The organism is Microbulbifer maximicatervae (SeqCode), assembly GCF_052468155.1.
Map to the genome: position 1 here is coordinate 1,040,198 of NZ_CP174335.1, position 21,169 is coordinate 1,061,366.

Below are 21,169 nucleotides of genomic sequence, written 5' to 3' on the forward strand. Positions count from 1 at the left end.
TTTTAACAAGGCTATTCCTACTCCAGCCTTGGACTCTCAACTTTTCGAAATCAAGATTTGATACTAATGCATACAACTTGGACCTAGTCGATGTCTATAATGGTAACGGTAAATAAAATCCAAAGTTCAGCCAAATTAGTGACTTTCTATGGCACGAAGAGTCCCCAAAAAAATTGTCTTTATTGGCTCCAGTTCTATCTATGGAAAAGGTGATACAGAACTAGGCGGATTTGTTCAACGATTCCGGTTTCGGTTCGAAACTTTAGATCCCCATAATATAGTTTACGCTCTGGGAATATTCGGAGAGAACGCGAACTCTTTAGCCATAAGACTTTCCCGAGAACTGCCTCCAAGAAGGCCACACTTAATCGGGATATATCCTGGTTTCAATGATATTTGCCGTATCGGGGGACCAAAGGCTGAGAACTCTGTATCGCTGGACTCTTTCCGTCAAACAGTGCGACAGCTGTTACAAACGTCTAAAACCATCGCGCCGTCCTTCCTAATGACAGGCATTCCGTTCGATGAGCAACGAACTACTCCCTTTCGGAATAGTGATAGCTATTTCTATCAGGCTGATGCGGACCTTTATAACCAAGCTATGAGAGAATCTGCCACTACCGAAATGATCCCCATACTGGAGTTTGGCAATTTATGGCGAGCTCAGGAATTTATTACCCTTCTCTCAGAGGATGGCCTCCATGCAAATCCCAAGGGACATCAATTACTGTATGAACAGATTTGGGATTTTATCTCTAAAAATTACTTTTAGTATTTATACATATTTTTCAATCAAATATATTATAAAAATATAAAGACTGGAACGATATTAAATAATTTATATTTGTTTTTTCATATTATAAAGATCACCCATACTTTACATATGCCACTTTTTTCTATTTCAAGCTTCCTTTAGATACACTATAAGTAATTAAGATTTTAAGATGCAATCTTCTATGGCCTTATTCCCATTGGTAGAAGAGGGCAGAACTTTATTTGATGCAGTCCTGGAGAAATACTACGAAGGTCAAAAAGACCCTCGTACTCTGGAAATTCTAGTTATGCCGCAATAGAAACCGGGAACCCTCATTCAAGCCATCACTTTGACAGTCAGGCCGTTTGGGCAGCTTCCTCCTCCAGGTTGTCGCTGCCCAACAAGCGGTCCATCACCAGACAGGCTGTCAGATCCCCGGTCACATTGACTGCTGTACGACACATATCGAGAATCCGATCCACCCCCAGAATCAACGCAATACCTTCCGGCGGTACTCCAATACCGGCCAGAATTGTCGCCAGGATTACGATACCGACGCCCGGCGTACTGGGAGAGCCAATTGAAGCGCCAACGGTAGTTACGGTCAGCCCCACTAGCTGCGCGGTTGTCAGGTCAATGCCATATACCTGGGTTAGGAACACCGCAGCGATTACCTGATAGAGCGCCGTGCCATCCATATTCACAGTAGCGCCCAGGGGCACAATAAATTTGGCGATGGGTGGTTTTACTCCCAGGGGACTTTCTGCAACTTTCATTGACAGCGGCATTACCGCGGCAGAGCTGGATGTGGAGAATGCCAGCAGCTGCACTCCGCTAATTCTCTGCAAAAATGTGATCGGGCCGACGGAGGTCACCAGGGAAACAATTATCAGGTAAAAACTGAGAAGAATAAGTAGTCCCAAAATCACGGTGCCCACATACACAGACATTCCCAGAATTGCAGTGAGACCCACGCGAATAGCAATATCTGCCAGGAGGCCAAATACGGCCAGGGGCGCAAACAGCATGGCCCAGCCAACCACTTTAAGTGCCACCTCCTGAATAATGCCAAAAGCGTATACCGCGGTTTCCCGCTGCTTTTGCGGCAACAGCATCACTGCAACACCAATAAAAATCGCGTAGACCACCAGCTGCAACATATTGCGCATGGCGATACTTTCGTTGAGGTTGGCGGGAATCAATTCAGCAATACGCTCGGGAAGCGGTTTGGACTCCATCACCTGGGGGGCGCTCGCAACCTGTAACTCAGTGGCGGCGCTGAGCAGGGACTCATCGATATAGTCACCGGGTTGGATCAACTGGACCAAGATAATGCCGATAATCACCGCAACAGTGGTAGTGCCGACAAAGTAGGGAGCGATGCGCAGTCCGACACGTTTAAGCTGACTGACGTTCCCGCTGCCACTGAGCCCCAGGATGATTGAGGACATAATCAGCGGTATCACCACCATCTGGATCATATTCAGAAAGATGGAGCCCGGCAGCTTAAACCAGCTGGCCAATGCCGTACTGAGATCCTGGCTCACCAGCGCGGCCCCTTCAGGAGATAGCAGCAGGCCGACAGTTAGCCCCAGGATCATGGCGACCACTATCTGCATCCACAGGCGAGTGCGCACCAGCACACCGAGGGATTCCACCATTCGGATCAGATAGAAATTTGTACCATTGCTCATTGTTGGTATTCCGGATTACCTGAAATAGTTAGAGGCATTATCTCCCAGGGCCATTAAGGAAACCTGACGGTCAGATCAAGTCCTGGGCTTATAAGACAGTTATTCGACGCCATTTATTGATATCAATACCAAAAAGAGCGCTGAGGCTCTCTTCGTCTTTCACTATTTGAAGCAGCAATCGGGCCTGAGTTAACGCCTGGGTGGTCCGGGAGGTCCCCGATGGGAGAAATCGCACTGGCTTTGATTGCCGGCCAGGGCACAACCTCTCTCCCCTTTTAGGCAATGCAGAATATCGTTTTCTGCAGCGAGGTTGGCGTGGTAGTGGTAGCCCAGGTCGGCAAACTCATGGCCACGGCATTCGTCCAGGTCATCGGGCTCGCGGCCATCGGCATTCTCCCGCGCATAGATCAGGTAGCCATCTATGGCGACACCGACAATCGCTGCATGGCTTGCGGCAGACGGGTAGGCTTGGCTGCAACCCAGGGCAGCGTGGTAGTGATAGCCCACATGGGGGTTTACATGACCACCACAGGCATCCACTGGCGCTAAGGTGTGTGCACCTAAAATTGCGCCGATAGGCGCGGCGATATCAAATTTAACCCCATTAAAAGCGACTCCATAACCGGAAAAACCATCGGGATTCTGCTTTGACTTGGCCTTCTCAGGCTGTACGGGGATCAGGTAGCGGGTATGAAAATCCGGGCCCATATAGCTGGCCAGGCACTCCACGCAGTAATTGTTGTATTGCGGTGCCACATCAGGCCGCGCGGCCATCTCGCAGGCTTGCTTCGAATCGGTAACCTTTATCGCCCCGGTTTTGGGATCGTATAGGCTCCATTTTGGATCAGAGAAAAAGGTCGCGGCATTTTTAACGAAAGGTCCATCAATCGGCACTATCTGCTGCTTGATAAACATCATGCCGCCAGACGTAATTGGGTCGACAACATTGCGTGGACACCAGGGCCCCATTTTATGTTTGGGTTCTGCCTTTACCACAATCATCCAGCATTGGGTCTTGCGTCCCTCGGAGAGGGTGCAATCCACCTTTTTAATTTCCTCAACCAGTGCGTCCTTGGCAAATAAGTGGGGGATGCCCATTTGCTCGGTAAAATCGGAATGAGCGTAAACAGAAGAGTTCAAAAATATCAGCAGAAAAAATGCTACACGCATGGCGACCACTACCTGAACACTTGGAATGCTCAAGTTTAGCAGCGCTACCTCCCTCGCTAAGGAGCCTCTGAACAACTCCGTAATGCCTCTGCGGGTCTTGAAGGCTGCAGATGTTAGGCGCAGCTTGCTGCGAATGGCTCTAGCCCTTTGCAAGGGCTGCAACGCAGCAGCTGTGGCCTTCAAGGCTCGCCCTTCGGGGCTTGCAGAGCGATTCACACTCCGCGTTGCGACTTCTTGAAAGGTCTAGACATTCCTGCGAAGCCGCGCCTTGATTGTGAACCGCTCTGCATGCCAGAGGTATCACGAAGTTATTCAGAGGCTCCTTAATTACTGGGAAATTGTTGTGCTAACAGGGCGCGAATCCACTTGTGCAAAGGGTCCTGACTGCTGCGGGTATGCCAGGCGGCAATCACATCAAACCCCGGGGGCTGTTCGACAATAGGCAGTGTTTTTAGTCGGGGATCAGGCAACAGTCGCGAGGGCAAAAAGGCAACGGTATTGGTAGAGGCAATGCACTCGGCTGCAGCAGCAAAAGAGGGGACAGACAGCACCACATTGCGCTCCAAACCAAACTGCTCAAACCAACTATCCGCCATGCCCCGCAGATCTCCCCTGGAAGGTGATACCACCAGCTGTGGCAAAGCCGCCAACTCTTCCATTTCCAAAGGCTGATTGGCGCTGTGCAGCATATCGGTGTGCTGACAACATACACAGACGTAGTGCTCTCGATACAACAACATGCTGGGACTGTTATCCGGCACAAATCCCGGCGTGCTAAACACCAGATCCACTTCACCGGTTTGCAGTTGCTGGGCCATGCGATCAATTTCCAGCTTAAGCACCACGACTTTTATATCTGGAGCCTGCTGACGCAATTGCTTGAGGAGAACCGGCAGTACCACCCGCTGCTCAAAGTCCGTTGCACTAATGGTAAAGATGCCCCGATGCTGTGCCGGATCAAATTCATCCGTACGCAGCAGCGCCGCGACATTATTCAGGATCTCATCCAATTTGGGAGCCAGGCGCTCGGCCAGGGGGGTGGGAATAACACCGTTGCTGGTGCGAATAAACAGCCGGTCATCGAAGATTTCCCGCAGGCGTTTCAATTGTTCACTGACCGTTTGCTGGCTCACACCCAGCTGGTCAGCCACCCGGGATAAGTTCAGTTCCCGCAAGATAGCGTTCATTAAGCGAAGTTGACGAAACTCCAGCCTCTCCAGTGGGTTCGCCCGATGATTTCTGCTCAAACCTGTATCACTCACAACTGTTACTTGGTTTTCATTGTATCCACGTAACCCTAGCATTGTGAGTAGATTGGCCCGTATGGCATCCACTTCGGTGGGGGGAGAGTTCACTATGCAAACCGCAGCCCGATCCTCCTTTCAGGATCAATTAGTTACAGCAATTATTCACTACGCTGATCCCAGTAGCGATCTGGTGTACGACAAGCGTTCAGAGGGCCCCGGGCCCGCCAATCTGGTCGAGAATGTTATTTCCCAGCAGGTTCACATCTACGATGGTCGCGCCCTGAAAACCGCCGGGGAGCGTTTTCGTCTCGATACCCAGGGATTTGAGCTTGTACGCCCTATGCTCGGCATAAACCTGCGCCAGCTGGATGATGCGCTACACGCGCTGGACCAACCCTCAGGGAGTAGCCCCAGCCCTGAGGAGCGCGACCAGTTGATTCGCACCCAATGGTATCCAGCTATTGAATCCTGGATAGGCGCTCACCTGGGTGCAGCAAAGGTACTGACCTTTGACCACACGTTACGAGCCCAACCATCGACTGATGCGGCACCGGAGCTGAGTCGCAGTCGCCGATCCCCGGTGAAATTGGTGCACAACGACTACACACCCTGGTCCGCAGAGCGCCAGCTAAAGGAAACCCTGGAGGCCCGGGGGTACAAGCCATCAGATTATCCGCGCTACCAGTTTATTAATCTCTGGCTGCCCCTATTGCGCCCGGTGCAGGAGTCACCGTTGGCAATGGTGGACCTGCGCACTGTCGCCGCCAGTGATTTCCACAATATGCGATTAATTTACCCAGAGCGAAAAGGGCAGATTTCGGTGTTGAGTTTCAACCCGGTTCACCGCTGGATTTGGTTTAGCGATATGCAGCCCGGCGAAGGCATTTTACTGCGGGTCTTCGATAGCCAGCACCGAGGCGATGTAACTGGTGTTCCCCACTGCGCTTTCGACCTGCCGGGAAGTGCAGGGGCACCACGCAGAACCAGCCTGGAAATTCGCACTATTGTCCTGTTTGACCAATAACACCAACGCTTTTAAGAAAACACCCGGCCACTCAATAAAGTGGCCGGATTGAGTGGGACCTCATTATGGAAAATATACTTCAATCGATTGATCCACTAACCGGAGAGGCCATCGGATCGCTACCTGTCAGCAAGCCCCAAGATATTCAGGACATGGTGGAGAAAGCCCACAAAGCGCAGCGAGTGTGGTCGAGTAAATCTCTTCAGGAGCGGGTACAACTACTTCAGCAGGCTTACACAAAACTGAATGCGGAAGAGAGAGAGCTGACACAACTTATCAGCCGTGAAATGGGCAAAGATGCCCGGCGTGCACAGTATGAAGCCGGCGGCGTAGTCCAAGGCGGTGCCTGGTTAGCGGGGGATGCCGGAGAGGCCCTGCGGGCAAAACGCAGTGGCGGTAGCGAAATTCAATATCGACCACTGGGCGTTGTTGCGGTTATCTCCCCCTGGAATTATCCACTTGCCATGGCCAATAACCTGGTTGTTCCCGCCCTGGTCGCCGGCAACGCTGTGATTTTAAAACCTTCAGAAGAATCGCCATTGGTCGCTGACTTATTGGTGAAAACACTCAATCAAACCTTGCCCCAGGACATTTTACAAATTGCTCACGGCGATGGCGCAACCGGTGAAGCCCTGGTGAAATCCCCCATCAATATGGTCGCCTTTACTGGATCGCGAACAACGGGCCAAAAAATTATGGCCAATGCCGCTCCGGCATTGAAACGCCTGGTTATGGAGTTGGGTGGCAATGACCCAATGATCGTGTTGCAGAGCGCCAATATTCCCCAGGCGGCACAATTTGCCGTTGGCTCCAGTTTTGAGAATTCAGGCCAGATGTGTACCTCCACAGAGCGTATTTATGTGGACGAAAAAATTGCCGATAAATTCGAGAATGCCGTGGTGGCATTGGCGAAGCAGTATCGTGTCGGCGGGTGGCAGGAGCCACAGGTGGATATCGGCCCCTTGGTTAATCACCGCCAACATCAAAAGGTAGTGGAGCATATCCACGATGCCCTGAATAAAGGCGCAAAGCTTCTTCTAGGGGAGCGCGATCCACAGGTGCCGTTTATTCCGCCCACAGTTATCAGCGGTATTCGACCGGGCATGCTGGTGGAAGATGATGAGACTTTTGGGCCTATCGTAGCCATCGACCGCTTTAGCTCAGTAGACGATGTGGTCGAGCGGGCCAATAACTCTGTTTACGGTCTTGGTGCGGTTGTGTTTGGTGAAAGCAAACAGGCCGAGCAAGTCGCCAGCCAGCTGCAAGCGGGAATGATTGGCATCAACCAGGGCGCCGGCGGCTCACCTTGGGTGGGCGCCAAGCAAAGTGGCTTTGGCTTCCACGGTGGAGCTGAAGGGCACCGGCAGTTTGCCCAAATTACCGTTTTAAACCGCTAAGTTTTTGAAAAATTTTCCAATAGAAGTACAGCAGATGTCCACGACTGAAAGTATTGATACTGTCACCCACTTGGATGACTTCTTTGTTATCGCTCGCGAACCCGGAGCAGAACACCCGGCTCTACCCACCTGGGCTACACGCAGTAAAAACCCGGCGGCCCTGGCCGAACAAGCACCGCAACCGGTTTCACGACGAGATATCGCCGAGGTACCCGGAGCCTTCCAATTGCTCAATGTCTTTTCCAAAGACGAATGCCAAGGGCTGATTGATATCACTGAAGCGGTGGGTTATTTACCGGATGCAGCCGTCTCCCTGCCCCGGGAGGTCCGCCATAACGACAACCTGACCTGGGTGGTTGACGAGGTTACAGAGCGGCAGATCTGGCAGCGATGCCGAGACCTGGCGCAGGACTTAAATGGTTACTTTGGTGGAAGAGAGGCTGTTGGCATAAATCGGCGTTTTCGCTTTTATCGCTATGGTGAGGGAGATTTCTTCCAGTTCCACACCGATGGCGCCTGGCCCGGTAGCCGCATTGACAACAACCAGTTGATCACCAATGGCTACCCCGATCGCTATAGTGAAATGACGTTTTTAGTACTGCTGAGTGAAGATTTTGAAGGTGGTGCAACCCGATTCAGGGTGAATGCAGATGACCCCCTAAAACAACCCAGTCGGGACTCTTTATTAGACATCGATGTCCGCACACCTGCCGGAGCCGTACTGTGCTTCCCCCATGGAATGCATCCCTTACACAGAATTCACAGCTCTACTCCAATCACCCGAGGAATCAAATATATTATTAGAACGGATATTCTCTTCCTGCAGGAATAAATTCTCCAAGACTTGTTAAAAGGGAAAAGATGCTTCGGCTCACATCGAAGTATTAAGTGCTCCAGGCGCTAGAATTCCATTCGATTTCTACCTCGGAGCACATTCAGTGAAATTGCTTAATTATCTGGATAAACACTTCCTGACCAAAGAACAGCTTATTCAGGCTACTCAAATCAGCGAACTACAATTGCAGCGCTACCAGGATGAGGGTGTTATGCCAAAGCCCTCTTATAAGCTTAATATTCAATGGGACTGTGAATCCTTTTTTGGACCCCACTCCGAAAAACAGGCAGTTGAGTACTTTGCAAAAGGCTACGCCAGCTGGATTGGTATCATAGAGGCTAAGCAAGACTTTAACTCTATTTATCAATGCTTTGCTAATCGATATATGGCTAAAATAGCTCAATTGCAAAATTTAAGATACGAATCAAGAAACCCAAAATTTTCATCCGGAATTTCTCAACATATCGAAGAGGAATGGCAACACTTTATTGAGGGGACTTATGGATTATGTACTCGCAGTGGCCTGCCAGAAGATATAGCAGCAAAGGAGCTGGCTAGCACAGAAATCAATGCACTTCTTGCTCAAGATAATTTAAACCAAAAACAAATACATCGGCTTAATCGCTTTGTAGATCTTCTAGATGAAACCAGCGCATATTTTGCACCTCACGAAAGAAGTACAAGCTCAAGAACGAAGCTAATTGATATACCACGCCAGGAGTACAATTTAGGTTGTGCAATATAAATTTTTCTATACACCAATATCCCAGGGCAAATAATTATTCAATTACGGGGATAGGGTCCCCGATATACTCCGTAGAAGTTGCCCTCAGCAAAGGATGAGCTGTAAGTATTTTCCCCGAATACTCAACGGACGGTTTCAGGAATGGGCCAAAATCTTCTGTCAACTCCGTACAATTTAACCAGGACTCTACAAAATCTGGGCGATTGGGCGCAATCATGGGAAGTGACTTTTCATGGTAGCGCTTAGTGGCTGGGTGGGAGTCCAAAGTAATGATTGAGCAACTGAGTAAATTTCCCCAGATTTTATACAAACCACAAAAGAAAAAAGGTTCACCATAACTGAATTCTACCGGGTACTTGCCACCTTGGCTTTCCACCCAGGCGGTAGCGGGTATTAAGCAACGGGACTTGCGATATTCCGGTCTGGAGTCCAGTTTCTTCCAATTACTGTTGATGGACCAGTATTTTTTATGGGGCCGCCAAGTATCACCATGCCTTTCAAGATAGAGATGCCAAATGGCATTTTCTATTTCAGCAGAACCCTTCCGAGTAGTTACAATAGACACCTGCTGGGTGGGCCTCCGGCGTCTACCGTAAATCATATGTCCGGCACCCCGAATGTCATAGGTATCGAGAAAACGCTCCATACCCGCATGATCACTGACATCAAAGACACTACACACCCAGAGCCTCCCACTTATCCCGCTGAACTGGTTTTTTCAGTATATTCGGACAGCCACCTTAAATTACTCTCGATCCCTCTCATCTGGCACAAGGTTAACTCCAATTCCTTGCGCAAATCCACTCCCACAGCAACAGAAAACCGACGTACGTACTTTTCATAGTTCAAAATACTAATCGCGTACATAGGGCGATTGTCATAACTGGACCTATAGCGGCAGATACGAATCGGTTCACTATCAAAAACTATAACTCTGGGGCGCATAATTAAACACCTACAATACTGTACAAAAATACAGTATATCTTCATTTGACGTGAACCTGTCAAGGAAACAGAAGACTGAAGTCACTGTCACCATTACACGAACGCAATACTTTCCTTAGGAATTCGACATAAATAATTGGCGCGCCAGCCACCAAACAAAAAAATAAATAAATCTAAAATTCTGATATAAAACAGAAAATAGATTCCAATTATATATTACAAAATTGGGATTAATTCCTATAAATTCGCAATTGGAACATAACGAATGTCATAGGAATACTCTCCACTTAAAAGGTACACATAATGAAAATACGTAACATTTACGCAACAGTTTTATTTTCAGGATTATTGAGTCCATTTTCTGTTTGGGCTATTGACTGTGGAGATATTATTACAACACCAACCACTCTGGATAGGGATTTGCTCTGTGTGATAACGGAACAAAATGAAGTCGCTTTAACCATAGAGGGTCCTAGTGGAAGCCTGAATATGGACGGCTTTCAGCTTACCTGTGATGATGAAGAGGCAACGGGGCAGGCCGGAATACTGTTAACTGGTATTGGAGCCCAGGTATATGGTGGGATCATTGCGGCCTGTCGAGACGGGGTCAATGCGGAAGGGGAAGGCTCACACAGTATTTATTCTATGGAAATCATTGATACGATATTCGATGCCATCTACATAGAATCCAATAACAGTATTGCCAGGGATAATATTATCACCAACAGCGATCGCGGCGATGGCATAGAATTAAATGGTAACACTAATACCGTAACTCGAAATACCATAACGGGTATTGATAACTCGGGCATTGAATTAAGAGGATCCTTTAACAATATTAGTTTTAATGAGATAAGTGGAAGTGGCAATCAGGGAATCGAAGTAAATGGGCAATTTACCAATGTCTTCTCTAATATAGTGACCAACGGATTAAATGATGGTATTGCCGTAGGGGAAGGAGATGAATCTGACAATGCTGATTTTTCTACCATCTCACTAAATAACGTCTCAGGAAATTCTGGTTTAGGTATTCCGATTAGGCTTTCCTCAAATACTCTAGTAACTCAAAATACCGTAGAGAGTAATGGCGAAGGAGGTATCGGTATCTTTGTTGAGGGTAGTGAATTTAACAAGATTGTTCGAAATACCTCTCTCAATAACTCACCTTACGATTTGGAAGATGATACCGATCCGGGCGATTGCAGCGGCACCAATACTTGGGTCTTTAACACGTTTACCGCAGCAGAACCTGCATGCCTGGATTAAAATATCTATTGAAAACAGTGGGTAGCGAAAATGTAAAGTGTCTCGCTACCCATTGCTATCTACCTAACGATCACTAATTGGCCGCTATTTAATCTTAGAAGATCGCTCTTCATCCCTAAGCGTTAACACTTCATAGCCGTCACCGGTTACCAAAATCGTATGCTCCCATTGAGCCGATAGCTTTTTATCCTTAGTTACTACAGTCCAGCCATCTTTCTTAAGTTTAGTTTTACGATTTCCCTGATTGATCATGGGCTCAATGGTAAATGTCATTCCCTCCTGCAAAACTTCACCGGAACCAGGCCGCCCAAAGTGAAGAACCTGCGGGGCCTCGTGCATTTCCCGGCCAATACCATGACCACAATATTCCCGTACGACACTGAATCCGTTGCGCTCGGTATGGCGCTGGATTGCATTGCCGATATCACCAAAAGTAACTCCCGGCTTTACCGTGGCAATACCGGCCCACATAGCTTCATAGCAGGTGGTTACCAGTTTTCTGGCAATAGGGGTCACGGTACCGATGCTATACATTTTGCTGGAATCCGCAATATAGCCAGATTTCTCCAGGGTAATATCCACATTGATGATATCTCCCTCCCGCAGTAGCTGCTTATCGCTCGGCATGCCGTGACAGACTACTTCATTGACTGAGGTGTTCAGGGCGTAGGGATAATCATATTGCCCCTTGCTGGCGGGGCGAGCATTGAGTTCATTGACAATAAATTCTTCTACCCGCTCATTAATTTGCATTGTCGAGACCCCCGGTTCAATAAAGGAGTCCAGCATGGCAAATACACGGCTCAACAATTGACCCGATTGGCGCATTAACTCCTGCTCATCAGGAGTCTTTATTTTTATTTCACTCACGTGTCAGCTCTTCCAGGGTTAATGCCTGATTGCGCAGCAACTTCTTACACAAGTCGCTGTAGCTTAATTCCGGGTTCAGCTCCGCCAGCATCCCAATCTTGATCCAGTACTCCGCCTGGGAATTAATTGAACGGGCCATCACCGTACTGGCCTTGCGAATCTCATCGTGTAGCTCATCGGATATCTTGACGATGCCCATAACTATTACCTTGATATGCTTTATATGCAAATTGTATACGCGATATATAAAGGTGCACAATAGATATACAGAATATTAATATGCAACTTATTGCATAGCTCGATAGGGGGCGCTATGGTTGAGGAATAAAAACAATAGTGGCGAGGCCATCATGACAGAGACCCCTGAGAAGAAGCGCAGTGCCCCAAAACCAAGCCGGCTGCGTATTGGTCGGCGCTATCGCCCGAGCCGCCTAGAAGGCAATTACGACGCCATTATCATTGGCTCAGGCATTGGCGGTCTGACTTGTGCTGCGATGCTCAGTGCCATGGGCAAGAAAGCACTTGTCCTTGAGCAACACTACACTGCCGGGGGATACACCCACGCCTATGACCGCAATGGTTATGAGTGGGATGTCGGCGTCCACTATATCGGCGATGTGGGCGAACACCCCACCATGACCCGCAAGATCTTCGACTTTATTTCCAATAACCAGTTGCACTGGGCGCCAATGGACAGCACCTATGACCGCATCTGTATTGGCGATAAACAATACGACCTGAAAGCCGGCCGCCAGCAATTTATCGATGAGTTGGTCAGCCACTTCCCCGATGAGCGCGCGAATATCGAGGAGTACCTGCAACGGCTGAATGTGGTTGCCAAAGCCATGCAGCGACTGGCAATGGAAAAAATGCTGCCCTCCTGGTGTGGGCCTTTTATTCGCCTGTGGAGAAAGCTGCGCGAACCCGCCTGGCTCAATAAAACCACCCGCGAAGTTCTCAGTGGAATCACCAGCAATGAAAAGCTGATCTCTGTACTGACAGGGCAGTGGGGTGATAATGGCATGACCCCATCCGAGGGCAGCTTTATTATTCACGCCCTGATCGCCAAACATTATCTCTATGGCGGTTACTATCCTGTCGGTGGCGCCAGCAAAATCTCCGAAACGATTATTCCCCAAATCCAGGCCAGTGGTGGAGATGTATTTACCTATGCCAAGGTGGAAACCATCCTGATGAATGGGGATCAGGTTCGCGGTGTAAGAATGTCCGACGGACATGAAATCGAAGCGCCATTAGTTGTCTCCGGCGCAGGGGTATTTAATACCTTCGAGAAGCTGTTACCGCGCAGTACCAGTGAGCGTATGGGGTATATCCGTGACCTGGACACAGTAAACCGCTCTATGTCTCACCTGTGTCTGTATATTGGCTTGGAAAAAACTGCAGAAGAATTAAACCTGCCCAAGACCAATTACTGGATCTATTCCAGCGATCAGTACGAAGAGGATATGCAGGCCTTTATCGACGATCAGGATAAGGAAATACCGCTAGTCTATATTTCTTTCCCGTCTGCGAAAGACCCCACCTTTACCCAGCGCTACCCGGGCCGCGCCACCATCGAAATTGTGGCACCGGCCAACTACGACTGGTTTGCCCAGTGGCACGACAAGCCTTGGGGCAAGCGGGGAGATGATTACGAGGACCTAAAGGAGGCATTTAGCCAGCGCCTGCTGGAGCATTTGTATAAGCATATGCCGCAGTTGCGTGGGGAAATCGATTACTACGAGCTTTCAACCCCGTTATCCACGGATTATTTCTGCTTCTACCCACGGGGAGAAATCTACGGACTGGATCACGATCCCAACCGCTTTGAGCAATCCTGGCTGAGACCCAAAAGCCGGGTCAAAGGGCTCTACCTTACAGGGCAGGATGTGATGAGCTGCGGCGTAGCCGGTGCAATGATCTCCGGTATGCTCACAGCGCAGAGTATTATTGGATTGCGTCAAACTGGAAAGTTGATGAAGAAAATATTTTCCAACCAAGCCCCAAAGGCGCCGGTAAATTCCAGTGAGGAATTGGGTAATGCCTCTAGCTGAGACACTATCCTAAGCTAGCTCTTCACCTGCAAGCTGTTCGGGGTTAGCGCCTCGGCAGTTTGCTGGGAACACGATCAAAATTTAGTACCCGGATCATCAGGCGGCGGTTCTCCCGCTTGCCTTTCTCTGTCTCATTATCCGCAATCGGATCAGTATCGCCGTAGCCCTGGGCTTCCATACGATCAGCGGAGACGCCTCGCTCTATCAGGAAATGCTTTACCCAATCCGCTCTGCGCTGGGACAGGCTGAGATTCTTCTTCGCATCGCCGCCACTGTCTGTATGCCCCTCAATGGAGATTCGCATCTCTGAAAAATCGCGCATGATCACCAGCAAGGCTTCCAGGTCGGCAATGGTTTCTATGCGGGGGGCAAAACCGCCGGGATCGAACTCCAGGCGCAGGCGGAACGTGTCCCCGATGGACCGATTATTTCCCCGTAAAAACCTCACCAGCTCATCGGCAAAGGGGGCCGCTTTTCGGGCAGTCTTCTCACTGTCACCTGACTGTATTCCATCGACAGGCTCGAGCGTATATTTCTTTGGGGATTCGGACTGGTCACAGCCCACCAGAGTAAAGGCCAATAAGAATAGGCAATTGGCAGACAAGAATTTACCCGCCATAGGTACAGCTTCCGGTTTCTCGACGTCAAATTCAGTGTAGAACAGCAAAAGCGCTGATCAACCGGAAGCCCCGGCCGCTGTGGCCATTAAATAAAGTTGAGAACTGCCATCATATCTGTGACTACCCGGGCACCCTGCTGTTCCAGCTGGGGGCCCCGCACTGGGTGAGCGCTGTAGCCAACCACGCGCATACCTGCAGAGACGGCCGCAGAGACACCGGCAATGGAGTCCTCCACCACTAGACAGCGCTCCGGTGCCACCCCCATGGCATCTGCCGCGTGCAGGAACAGCTCTGGCCAGGGCTTGCCCCGGGATACATCGTCGGCACTGAAAATACGCCCGTCGAAATAATCGTACAAGCCGGTCTTATTCAGTGTCAGCTGCATTTTCTGGTGAGAGCCCGAGGAGGCCACGCAGCTGCGCAGACCCAGCTGTTGCAGTTGGTCGAGCAGGCCTTCAATACCCACAACCGGCTGTAATTCCTGCTGGAACGCCTCGCGGATACGCCGCTCCGTATTGCCAAAATAATTATCCGGTAGTGGTCCGCCAAAGCGCTTCTCGATTTCCACCAAGCAGTCCCTGGCCGGGCGACCGCTGAATTGCTCGTCCAGCTCCTCGGCGGTGGTCTGCAAGCCCAGGCGATTCATTTCTTCTGCCAATATGCGACAGACGATGCTCTCGCTGTCTACCAGCACACCATCACAGTCAAAAATAATTAAATCGGTAGAAGACATGGGAACCTACATCGTTAACGCGCAGAGAGCAGCATCAGGCCGAGGATGACACCGATGACGCCGCTAATACGCAGGAAATTTTCATTACCACGGGAAATTTTAACCGCTAATTCTTTGCCCCGCTCAAAACCAATTTGCAGCATATAGGCACCACTCAATAGCACCAGTACGCCGAGGGCATTGAACAAAATATACCAGTGGCGAGTGTCTGCAATTAGTAAAAGGATCAGGCCAATAATAATTCGCGCCCAGGCGGAGAGGGCATAGCCGGTTTCGTTAAGCCGTTCGCTGAGGCTTTGTGCCAGTTTCGGCTTGGCAATAATCGCCAGTGATAACACAACGATGACAATGCCCAACAACCAGATAAATGCTTTTATCATGCTCTTCTCTCCCTGAATACTCTCGAGTCCATTCCTTCAGCGACTACAAGTCACCCCATTGAAATTGCAATACCGACAATGCTGCTATCGGCGCTGTCTCAGTGCGCATCACCCTTGGTCCCAAGCGCAGAGGCATAAAATCCTGCGCCAGTGCCGCATCGATTTCCACCTGCGATAGCCCGCCTTCTGGACCTACCAGTAGCAGGGCGGACTCCGGTGTACCGCGCTCCGCCTGCCATTGGCGCAGATCCAGCTCGGTGCGGTGATGCAGTACCAACTTGGCTTGGGGCTCAGCTTCAGCAGATTCACTCTGTAAATACTGCGCCAGCTTTATCGGTTCGGCAATCTCCGGCACCCGGTTGCGCTCACACTGCTCACAAGCACTGATAGCAATCTGGCGCCAGTGACCCAGTTTTTTCTGTAAGCGGTCCCCGGACAGCTTCACTTCACAACGTTCGGTAAACAGCGGCTGTATCGCCGCCACCCCCAGCTCAGTGGCTTTCTGTATCACCCAATCGAAGCGATCGCCACGGGAAATACCGATCGCCAGGGTCAGTGCCAACGGTGACTGGCGATCCTCTGCACAGTATTCTCCCGTGCGCGCGCGCGCGCGTTTGCCGATCTCGATCAACTCCGCCGTGTACTCACCGCCATTGCCGTCAAAAAGAACTAAAGGGTGGCCCGCATTCAAGCGAAGTACTTTTACCAGGTGACGGGAAGCCAGCTCATCCAGGTCTACTTCTTGATCGGAAGCCAGAGGCTGCTTGGAAAAAATACGCGGGATGCGCATGGGAGAATCCTATTCAAACACCATAAAAAAGCCGACAGGAATGTCGGCATTTTGCTGGCAGTTAGTTTAGGCATTTATACCCCAAAGGCGCAATGGTGAAGGCGATCCACCACTGCGCCTGAATACCTGCGCTACACAGTCTCCAATGAGACCGGGGTATCGTCTTCTACTGCAACTTTGTGCTTCGGGCGTAACTTCTCAATAACTTTGTACAGGTTGGGAACCAAGATCAAAGTCACTGCCGTTGCAAACAGTACACCGAATGCCAGGCTGATCACCATCGGGATCAGGAACTGGGCCTGGATTGAACGCTCGAACATAATCGGTACCAGACCGATAAAGGTAGTAATCGAGGTCAGGATAATCGGGCGGAAACGATCCCGGCCCGCGTGTACTACCGCATCCATAACCGCCATACCCTGAGCGCGCAGCTGATTAATACGATCCATCAATACCAGATTGTCGTTCACAACCACGCCCGCCGCTGCGAGGAAACCGAGCATCGACATAATGCTGATGTTGTGCCCCATCAACAGGTGGCCAACTAAAGCACCGAAGAATCCAAAAGGTACAGCAGTGAGGATCAGCAACGGCTGAGAGTAGGAGCGGAAAGCAATCGCCAGCAGCGCATAAATGCCGAACAGGGACAATACGAAGAAGGCCAGGATAGCACCGTTAAACTCTTCCTCTTCCTGCATTTCCCCAGCGGTTCTCAGGGAGAAACCGGGGAACTGGCGCTCCAGCTCAGGTACCAGGGTCTCGCGCATATCCTTAAGGATATCTTGCGCGCTGGAAGTATTCGGCGTTATTTCGGCAAATACCCGCACGGTGCGCTCGCGATCGTTGCGGCGAATCGTGGTATAGCCCGGCACGTAAACTGCCTCGGCCACCGCTGAGAAGGGTACCTCCCCATCGTTGGTGCGAATACGGATGCGGTCCATCTGCTCTTCGCTAGCGCGCTCCTCCATGGGGTAGCGAACCATTACGCGAACATCCTCACGACCACGTGGGATACGTTGAACCTCCTCACCGTAGAAACCCTGACGAACCTGCCTGGCCACGTCTGCCAAGTTAATACCCATCGTAGTGGCATAGGGTTTCAGCTGGATCTCAATATCGCGACGGGCACTGGTCAGGTTATCCCGCACATCATAAACACCGACATAACTATCCAGTTTTTCCTTAACCAAATCAGCAGCAGCGCGCAGTTCACCCATATCCCCTGAGGCAGTGCTCAGGTTCAGGCTCATACCATTACTGCTATTGTTGATGCTCGCATCAATATTCATGTCCTCGACGCTAGCCGGCAGCTCGCCAATCAATTCGCGCCAGCGCAACGCTAGAGACTCGGAGGTGACATCGCGCATCTCTCCATCGGTAAGCTGCAAGGTTACATAAATATTGCCACGCCAATTGAAAACCAGGGAGTTTTGCAAGAAAGACTCACCCTTGTTCTGCTCCAGCATTCCCTCATCGGTTTCCAACTTATCAGCGGCAGTGAGTACCTGCTTCATTACCCGTTCAGCTTCACTGAAGGGTTCACCTGAGGCCATAGAAATTCGCAATTGCAATAAATCAGAGGGGACCTGGGGTGAGAATGAAGAGCCCACATAACCACTCTGGAAAACAGCGATCGACAAACCCAGTGCCAACATAAAGCTCATCACTGTGGTGCGGCTATTGCTAAGGGACTTTTCCAGCAAAGGTAGGTAGTACTTATCTCCGGCCGTCTTCATCGCACCGGCAAAACTTCTACGTACGTTTTGTAATTTAATTCCCAAAGTCGATTTGGCAGGTTTCTCTGGCTTCATGCCCACCAAGTGAGCCGGCAGGATCAACAGGGATTCCACCAGGGAGAAGACCAGACACAACAGTACCACCACCGGCAGGGCCAGCATCATCTGTGCGGTAATGCCGGGTAGAAACAGCATGGGGATAAAGAACACCATGGTGGAGGTCACGGCGAAAATTACCGGGGAAGCTACCTGCTTCACCCCTTGCTCAGCTGCAGCTAAGCCAGATTCACCTCTATCGTGGGCAGCATGCACTGCCTCCCCCACAATGATGGCATCGTCCACCACAATCCCGAGTATTAACAGGAAGGCGAACAGTGACAGCATATTCAGGCTGACGCCGGTCACCGGCAACAGCCAGAAAGCACCCAGGAAAGCGACAACAATGCCCACGGTTACCCACATGGCCAGTGCCGGGCGCAGGAACAGCATCAGCATGACAAACACCATGGCAAAACCGCTCAGGGCATTAGTAGTCAGCAGATTCATGCGGCCTTCAAATGCCTTGGAGAAGTCGAACCAGACATCCAGTTCCATGCCCGGTGGCAATTGCTCGCGAGTCTCCTCCAGGAACGCTTTGATTCGCTCAGCGGTTTTCACCACATCCAGGGGCTCGCCCTGAATAATGCGAAGGTTCATGGCTGGATTGCCATTAAAGCGGATGACGTTGTTGTATTCCTCAAAGCCATCGCGCACTGTCGCTACATCGCGCAGCAACAATACAGAGCCATCGGCACGGCTAACTACGGGGATACGCTCGAAGTCTTCAGCGGTATAGGCCTGGCCACGAGTTTGCACCTGAATATCACCGCGGTCCGAGCGCACCATGCCGGCAGGCAAATCCAGGGAGGAGCGGCGCACCGCGTCGGCAACCTGATTAAAGCTCAGGTTGTAGCGACGTAAATCCAGCTCGGAAACTTCAATGGATAACTCGTCTGGTCGATCACCCCAAACATCAACTCTGCGCACACCGGAAATCAGGTTGAGCTTATCGCGCAAATCCAGGGTGGTTTCCTTGAGCTGACGCTCAGAAACTGGCCCACCGATGGCGATCATCATTAACTCAGCGTTGGCTTCAATCAAGCGAATAACGGGACGCTCAATACCGTCGGGAAAGGTGTTGATACTATCCACCTGAACCTTAATATCGTTGAGCAATCGCAGCTCGTCGTAGCCATCCATCGCCTGGATTTCAATAGAGGCACTACCCCGTCGGGAAGCAGAATTTACCTCCTTAATACCCTTTACTTCGGAGATAGCCTCCTCAACCCGAACGGTTACCTGCTGCTCCACCTCTGCCGGACCGGCGCCGGGGTAAGAGATATTAACCTCTACAATCCCCAGCTGCAGCGTGGGAAACACCTCCCGGTCGATACTCATAAGGCCAAAGATTCCGCCGATGATTATCATAATCATCAGCAGGTTTGCGGCTTTGCTATTGCGCGCAAACCACGGGATGATTCCGCTCATTACTTGCCTCCCTGGGAAGCATTGCTAACACCACCGGCATCACCAGCAGCGGATACTGTAGAGGGATCTGCTGAATCCTCAGGAAGACTCCCCAGGCCCGCTGGCCGCTCATTGAGGGGATTAGCGGTAAGTACCATACCCTCACGGGAGTAGCCCAAGCTTGAAACAATCACTCGGTCACCCATAGCGATATCCCCGCGGAGCCAGATTCTGTCACCGATGGTTTGTAACAGCTCAACAGTTTTGTAGATCAGCTGACTTTCGTCATTCAGAACCAACAGGTGATCTCCTTCATGTAGTGCCTGACGGGGCAGCTCCACAACATCATCAAAGGTTCTACCGGCAATATCTGCCTCAACAAACAGGCCATTCATCAGCGGTACATCCCCTTCATAGGGCTTCTGCACCTGGGCAACAGCAAAAATAAAGCGGCTGTTGGGATCAATACTCGCTTCGGTTCGCACCAATTGCGCACGCCACTCGTGTTCACGTCCAGCCACAACAGCTTTCAGACGCACAGCGGGGCCATTCTCAATAGTTTTCCCCAGGGGAAGATCGAGCAACGCCAGTTGCTGGTCGGTCAGAGGGAGGCGGACTTCAGCGATACCGGTGCTGTGAATTTTTGCCAGAGGGGTGCCGGGGGTAATGTACTGTCCCAGGTCGACAAAAGTCTCAACTACACGACCTGCAAAGGGTGCTTTGAGTGATGTGCGCTCCAAATCCAGCTTGGCCTGGTCGCGGTCAGCTCTCGCGGCTTCCACTGCAGCCTGGGCAGCTTCGAGATGGGGTTTGCGTAGGAACAGGGCATTGGCAGCTTCAGATCCCAGGTCACGCCACTCGCGCTTAGCTTGCTTGGCATGGCCCTGCTCCTGAGCCAGGGCGGACTTGGCATTTGCCAGTTGCGATTCTGCGCGAGTGACCTGGTAGCGATAGTCTGCTTGCTCAAGCTGTAATAAACGGGCGTCTTTATTGAAGAAGCCACCGGGAACAAATGCCTCATCCACGCTTTCGATCACACCGCCAACTCGCGCGATCACATCGATTTCATGGCGGGCATGAACGGTTCCCTGGCTGGGTACCAATAGTGTCTGGCGACGGGGTTCTATATAGAGAACATCGGCCATTGGCGGTACCACCACCTCTGGCGGTTTTTCCTCCGGCTTCGGCTTCAATACAACCACCGCAGCAATAACAGCCACCCCGACTAACAATACAATGAATAACAGCTTGTTTTTACTCGAGACTTTCACAGGTACCCTCTACCCCGTTCCCTGACCTGAATTGGTCAAATTTTAGTTAGTACGCATTCTACTGGAGTTCGACGCACATAAGAGGCAATTTGGATGCAGACTGCCGCACAACTTTGTGTCCTGCCGCAAACC

At 50.6% G+C, this 21,169-nt stretch carries 21 protein-coding genes; 8 read left to right on the forward strand and 13 right to left on the reverse strand.

The genetic code is table 11. The features are described 5' to 3' along the window. Window positions 1–148 precede the first annotated feature (148 nt). On the forward strand, window positions 149–772 hold the full coding sequence (locus ACJJIY_RS04410; RefSeq protein ID WP_445359182.1) for a GDSL-type esterase/lipase family protein: 624 nt from the start codon (window positions 149–151) through the stop codon (window positions 770–772). Window positions 773–956: 184 nt separating this feature from the next. Further along, window positions 957–1,073: a DUF1810 family protein gene (locus ACJJIY_RS04415; protein ID WP_445359649.1), complete on the forward strand. Its 117-nt coding sequence runs from the start codon at window positions 957–959 to the stop codon at window positions 1,071–1,073. Window positions 1,074–1,110: 37 nt separating this feature from the next. Here the strand turns inward: ACJJIY_RS04415 and ACJJIY_RS04420 are convergent, their stop codons facing one another. The 3 genes from ACJJIY_RS04420 to ACJJIY_RS04430 all read right to left on the reverse strand — a co-directional run bounded on the left by ACJJIY_RS04420 (window position 1,111) and on the right by ACJJIY_RS04430 (window position 4,973). Continuing rightward, window positions 1,111–2,448 (reverse strand): dicarboxylate/amino acid:cation symporter, encoded by a 1,338-nt coding sequence (locus ACJJIY_RS04420; RefSeq protein ID WP_445359183.1) that lies wholly within the window; start codon window positions 2,446–2,448, stop codon window positions 1,111–1,113. 189 nt (window positions 2,449–2,637) lie between these two features. After that, window positions 2,638–3,834, reverse strand: coding sequence for a YHYH protein (locus ACJJIY_RS04425; RefSeq protein WP_445359184.1), 1,197 nt, complete (start codon window positions 3,832–3,834; stop codon window positions 2,638–2,640). Between the two features lie 107 nt (window positions 3,835–3,941). After that, complete coding sequence (locus ACJJIY_RS04430) at window positions 3,942–4,973, reverse strand: LysR family transcriptional regulator (RefSeq protein ID WP_445359185.1); 1,032 nt, start codon at window positions 4,971–4,973, stop codon at window positions 3,942–3,944. 1 nt (window position 4,974) lies between these two features. Between ACJJIY_RS04430 and ACJJIY_RS04435 the strand changes: the two genes are divergently transcribed. From ACJJIY_RS04435 to ACJJIY_RS04450, 4 genes are all read left to right on the forward strand, one after another. Continuing rightward, window positions 4,975–5,889 (forward strand): CmcJ/NvfI family oxidoreductase, encoded by a 915-nt coding sequence (locus ACJJIY_RS04435; protein ID WP_444895713.1) that lies wholly within the window; start codon window positions 4,975–4,977, stop codon window positions 5,887–5,889. Window positions 5,890–5,954: 65 nt separating this feature from the next. Beyond that, entirely contained in the window at window positions 5,955–7,286 is a 1,332-nt protein-coding gene (locus ACJJIY_RS04440) for an aldehyde dehydrogenase family protein (protein ID WP_444918561.1), read from the forward strand. A gap of 34 nt (window positions 7,287–7,320) precedes the next feature. Continuing rightward, window positions 7,321–8,118 (forward strand): prolyl hydroxylase family protein, encoded by a 798-nt coding sequence (locus ACJJIY_RS04445; protein ID WP_444895711.1) that lies wholly within the window; start codon window positions 7,321–7,323, stop codon window positions 8,116–8,118. A 106-nt stretch (window positions 8,119–8,224) separates the two neighbouring features. Next, the gene (locus tag ACJJIY_RS04450) at window positions 8,225–8,866 is read left to right on the forward strand and encodes a DUF6058 family natural product biosynthesis protein (protein WP_445359186.1); all 642 of its coding nucleotides are present in this window, start codon (window positions 8,225–8,227) and stop codon (window positions 8,864–8,866) included. A 34-nt stretch (window positions 8,867–8,900) separates the two neighbouring features. Here the strand turns inward: ACJJIY_RS04450 and ACJJIY_RS04455 are convergent, their stop codons facing one another. Both ACJJIY_RS04455 and ACJJIY_RS04460 read right to left on the reverse strand, forming a co-directional pair. Beyond that, entirely contained in the window at window positions 8,901–9,548 is a 648-nt protein-coding gene (locus tag ACJJIY_RS04455) for an SOS response-associated peptidase family protein (RefSeq protein WP_444895709.1), read from the reverse strand. Window positions 9,549–9,562: 14 nt separating this feature from the next. Further along, a complete protein-coding gene (locus ACJJIY_RS04460) occupies window positions 9,563–9,811 on the reverse strand; it encodes a hypothetical protein (RefSeq protein WP_413663771.1) in 249 nt (82 codons plus the stop codon). Window positions 9,812–10,114: 303 nt separating this feature from the next. Here ACJJIY_RS04460 and ACJJIY_RS04465 point away from each other — a divergent pair, with 303 nt between their 5' ends. Next, window positions 10,115–11,077, forward strand: coding sequence for a right-handed parallel beta-helix repeat-containing protein (locus ACJJIY_RS04465; protein ID WP_444895708.1), 963 nt, complete (start codon window positions 10,115–10,117; stop codon window positions 11,075–11,077). 84 nt (window positions 11,078–11,161) lie between these two features. Here ACJJIY_RS04465 and map read toward each other — a convergent pair whose 3' ends face one another. Next, window positions 11,162–11,905, reverse strand: a complete 744-nt coding sequence (map, locus tag ACJJIY_RS04470) for a type I methionyl aminopeptidase (RefSeq protein WP_413665901.1) — start codon at window positions 11,903–11,905, stop codon at window positions 11,162–11,164. 34 nt (window positions 11,906–11,939) lie between these two features. Further along, complete coding sequence (locus ACJJIY_RS04475) at window positions 11,940–12,146, reverse strand: ParD-like family protein (RefSeq protein ID WP_413663773.1); 207 nt, start codon at window positions 12,144–12,146, stop codon at window positions 11,940–11,942. Between the two features lie 151 nt (window positions 12,147–12,297). Here ACJJIY_RS04475 and ACJJIY_RS04480 point away from each other — a divergent pair, with 151 nt between their 5' ends. Continuing rightward, on the forward strand, window positions 12,298–14,001 hold the full coding sequence (locus tag ACJJIY_RS04480; RefSeq protein ID WP_413663774.1) for a phytoene desaturase family protein: 1,704 nt from the start codon (window positions 12,298–12,300) through the stop codon (window positions 13,999–14,001). 43 nt (window positions 14,002–14,044) lie between these two features. Here ACJJIY_RS04480 and ACJJIY_RS04485 read toward each other — a convergent pair whose 3' ends face one another. From ACJJIY_RS04485 to ACJJIY_RS04510, 6 genes are all read right to left on the reverse strand, one after another. Further along, window positions 14,045–14,620, reverse strand: a complete 576-nt coding sequence (locus ACJJIY_RS04485; RefSeq protein ID WP_445359187.1) for an OmpA family protein — start codon at window positions 14,618–14,620, stop codon at window positions 14,045–14,047. An 86-nt stretch (window positions 14,621–14,706) separates the two neighbouring features. Continuing rightward, a complete protein-coding gene (locus ACJJIY_RS04490) occupies window positions 14,707–15,354 on the reverse strand; it encodes an HAD family hydrolase (RefSeq protein ID WP_282930693.1) in 648 nt (215 codons plus the stop codon). 14 nt (window positions 15,355–15,368) lie between these two features. Continuing rightward, window positions 15,369–15,734 (reverse strand): hypothetical protein, encoded by a 366-nt coding sequence (locus ACJJIY_RS04495; protein WP_282930692.1) that lies wholly within the window; start codon window positions 15,732–15,734, stop codon window positions 15,369–15,371. Window positions 15,735–15,777: 43 nt separating this feature from the next. Beyond that, a complete protein-coding gene (locus ACJJIY_RS04500; RefSeq protein WP_445359188.1) occupies window positions 15,778–16,524 on the reverse strand; it encodes a 16S rRNA (uracil(1498)-N(3))-methyltransferase in 747 nt (248 codons plus the stop codon). A gap of 131 nt (window positions 16,525–16,655) precedes the next feature. Further along, a complete protein-coding gene (locus ACJJIY_RS04505) occupies window positions 16,656–19,787 on the reverse strand; it encodes an efflux RND transporter permease subunit (RefSeq protein WP_445359189.1) in 3,132 nt (1,043 codons plus the stop codon). Continuing rightward, on the reverse strand, window positions 19,787–21,037 hold the full coding sequence (locus ACJJIY_RS04510) for an efflux RND transporter periplasmic adaptor subunit (RefSeq protein ID WP_444911788.1): 1,251 nt from the start codon (window positions 21,035–21,037) through the stop codon (window positions 19,787–19,789). The genes ACJJIY_RS04505 and ACJJIY_RS04510 overlap by 1 nt, the downstream gene beginning before the upstream one ends. Window positions 21,038–21,169 lie beyond the last annotated feature (132 nt).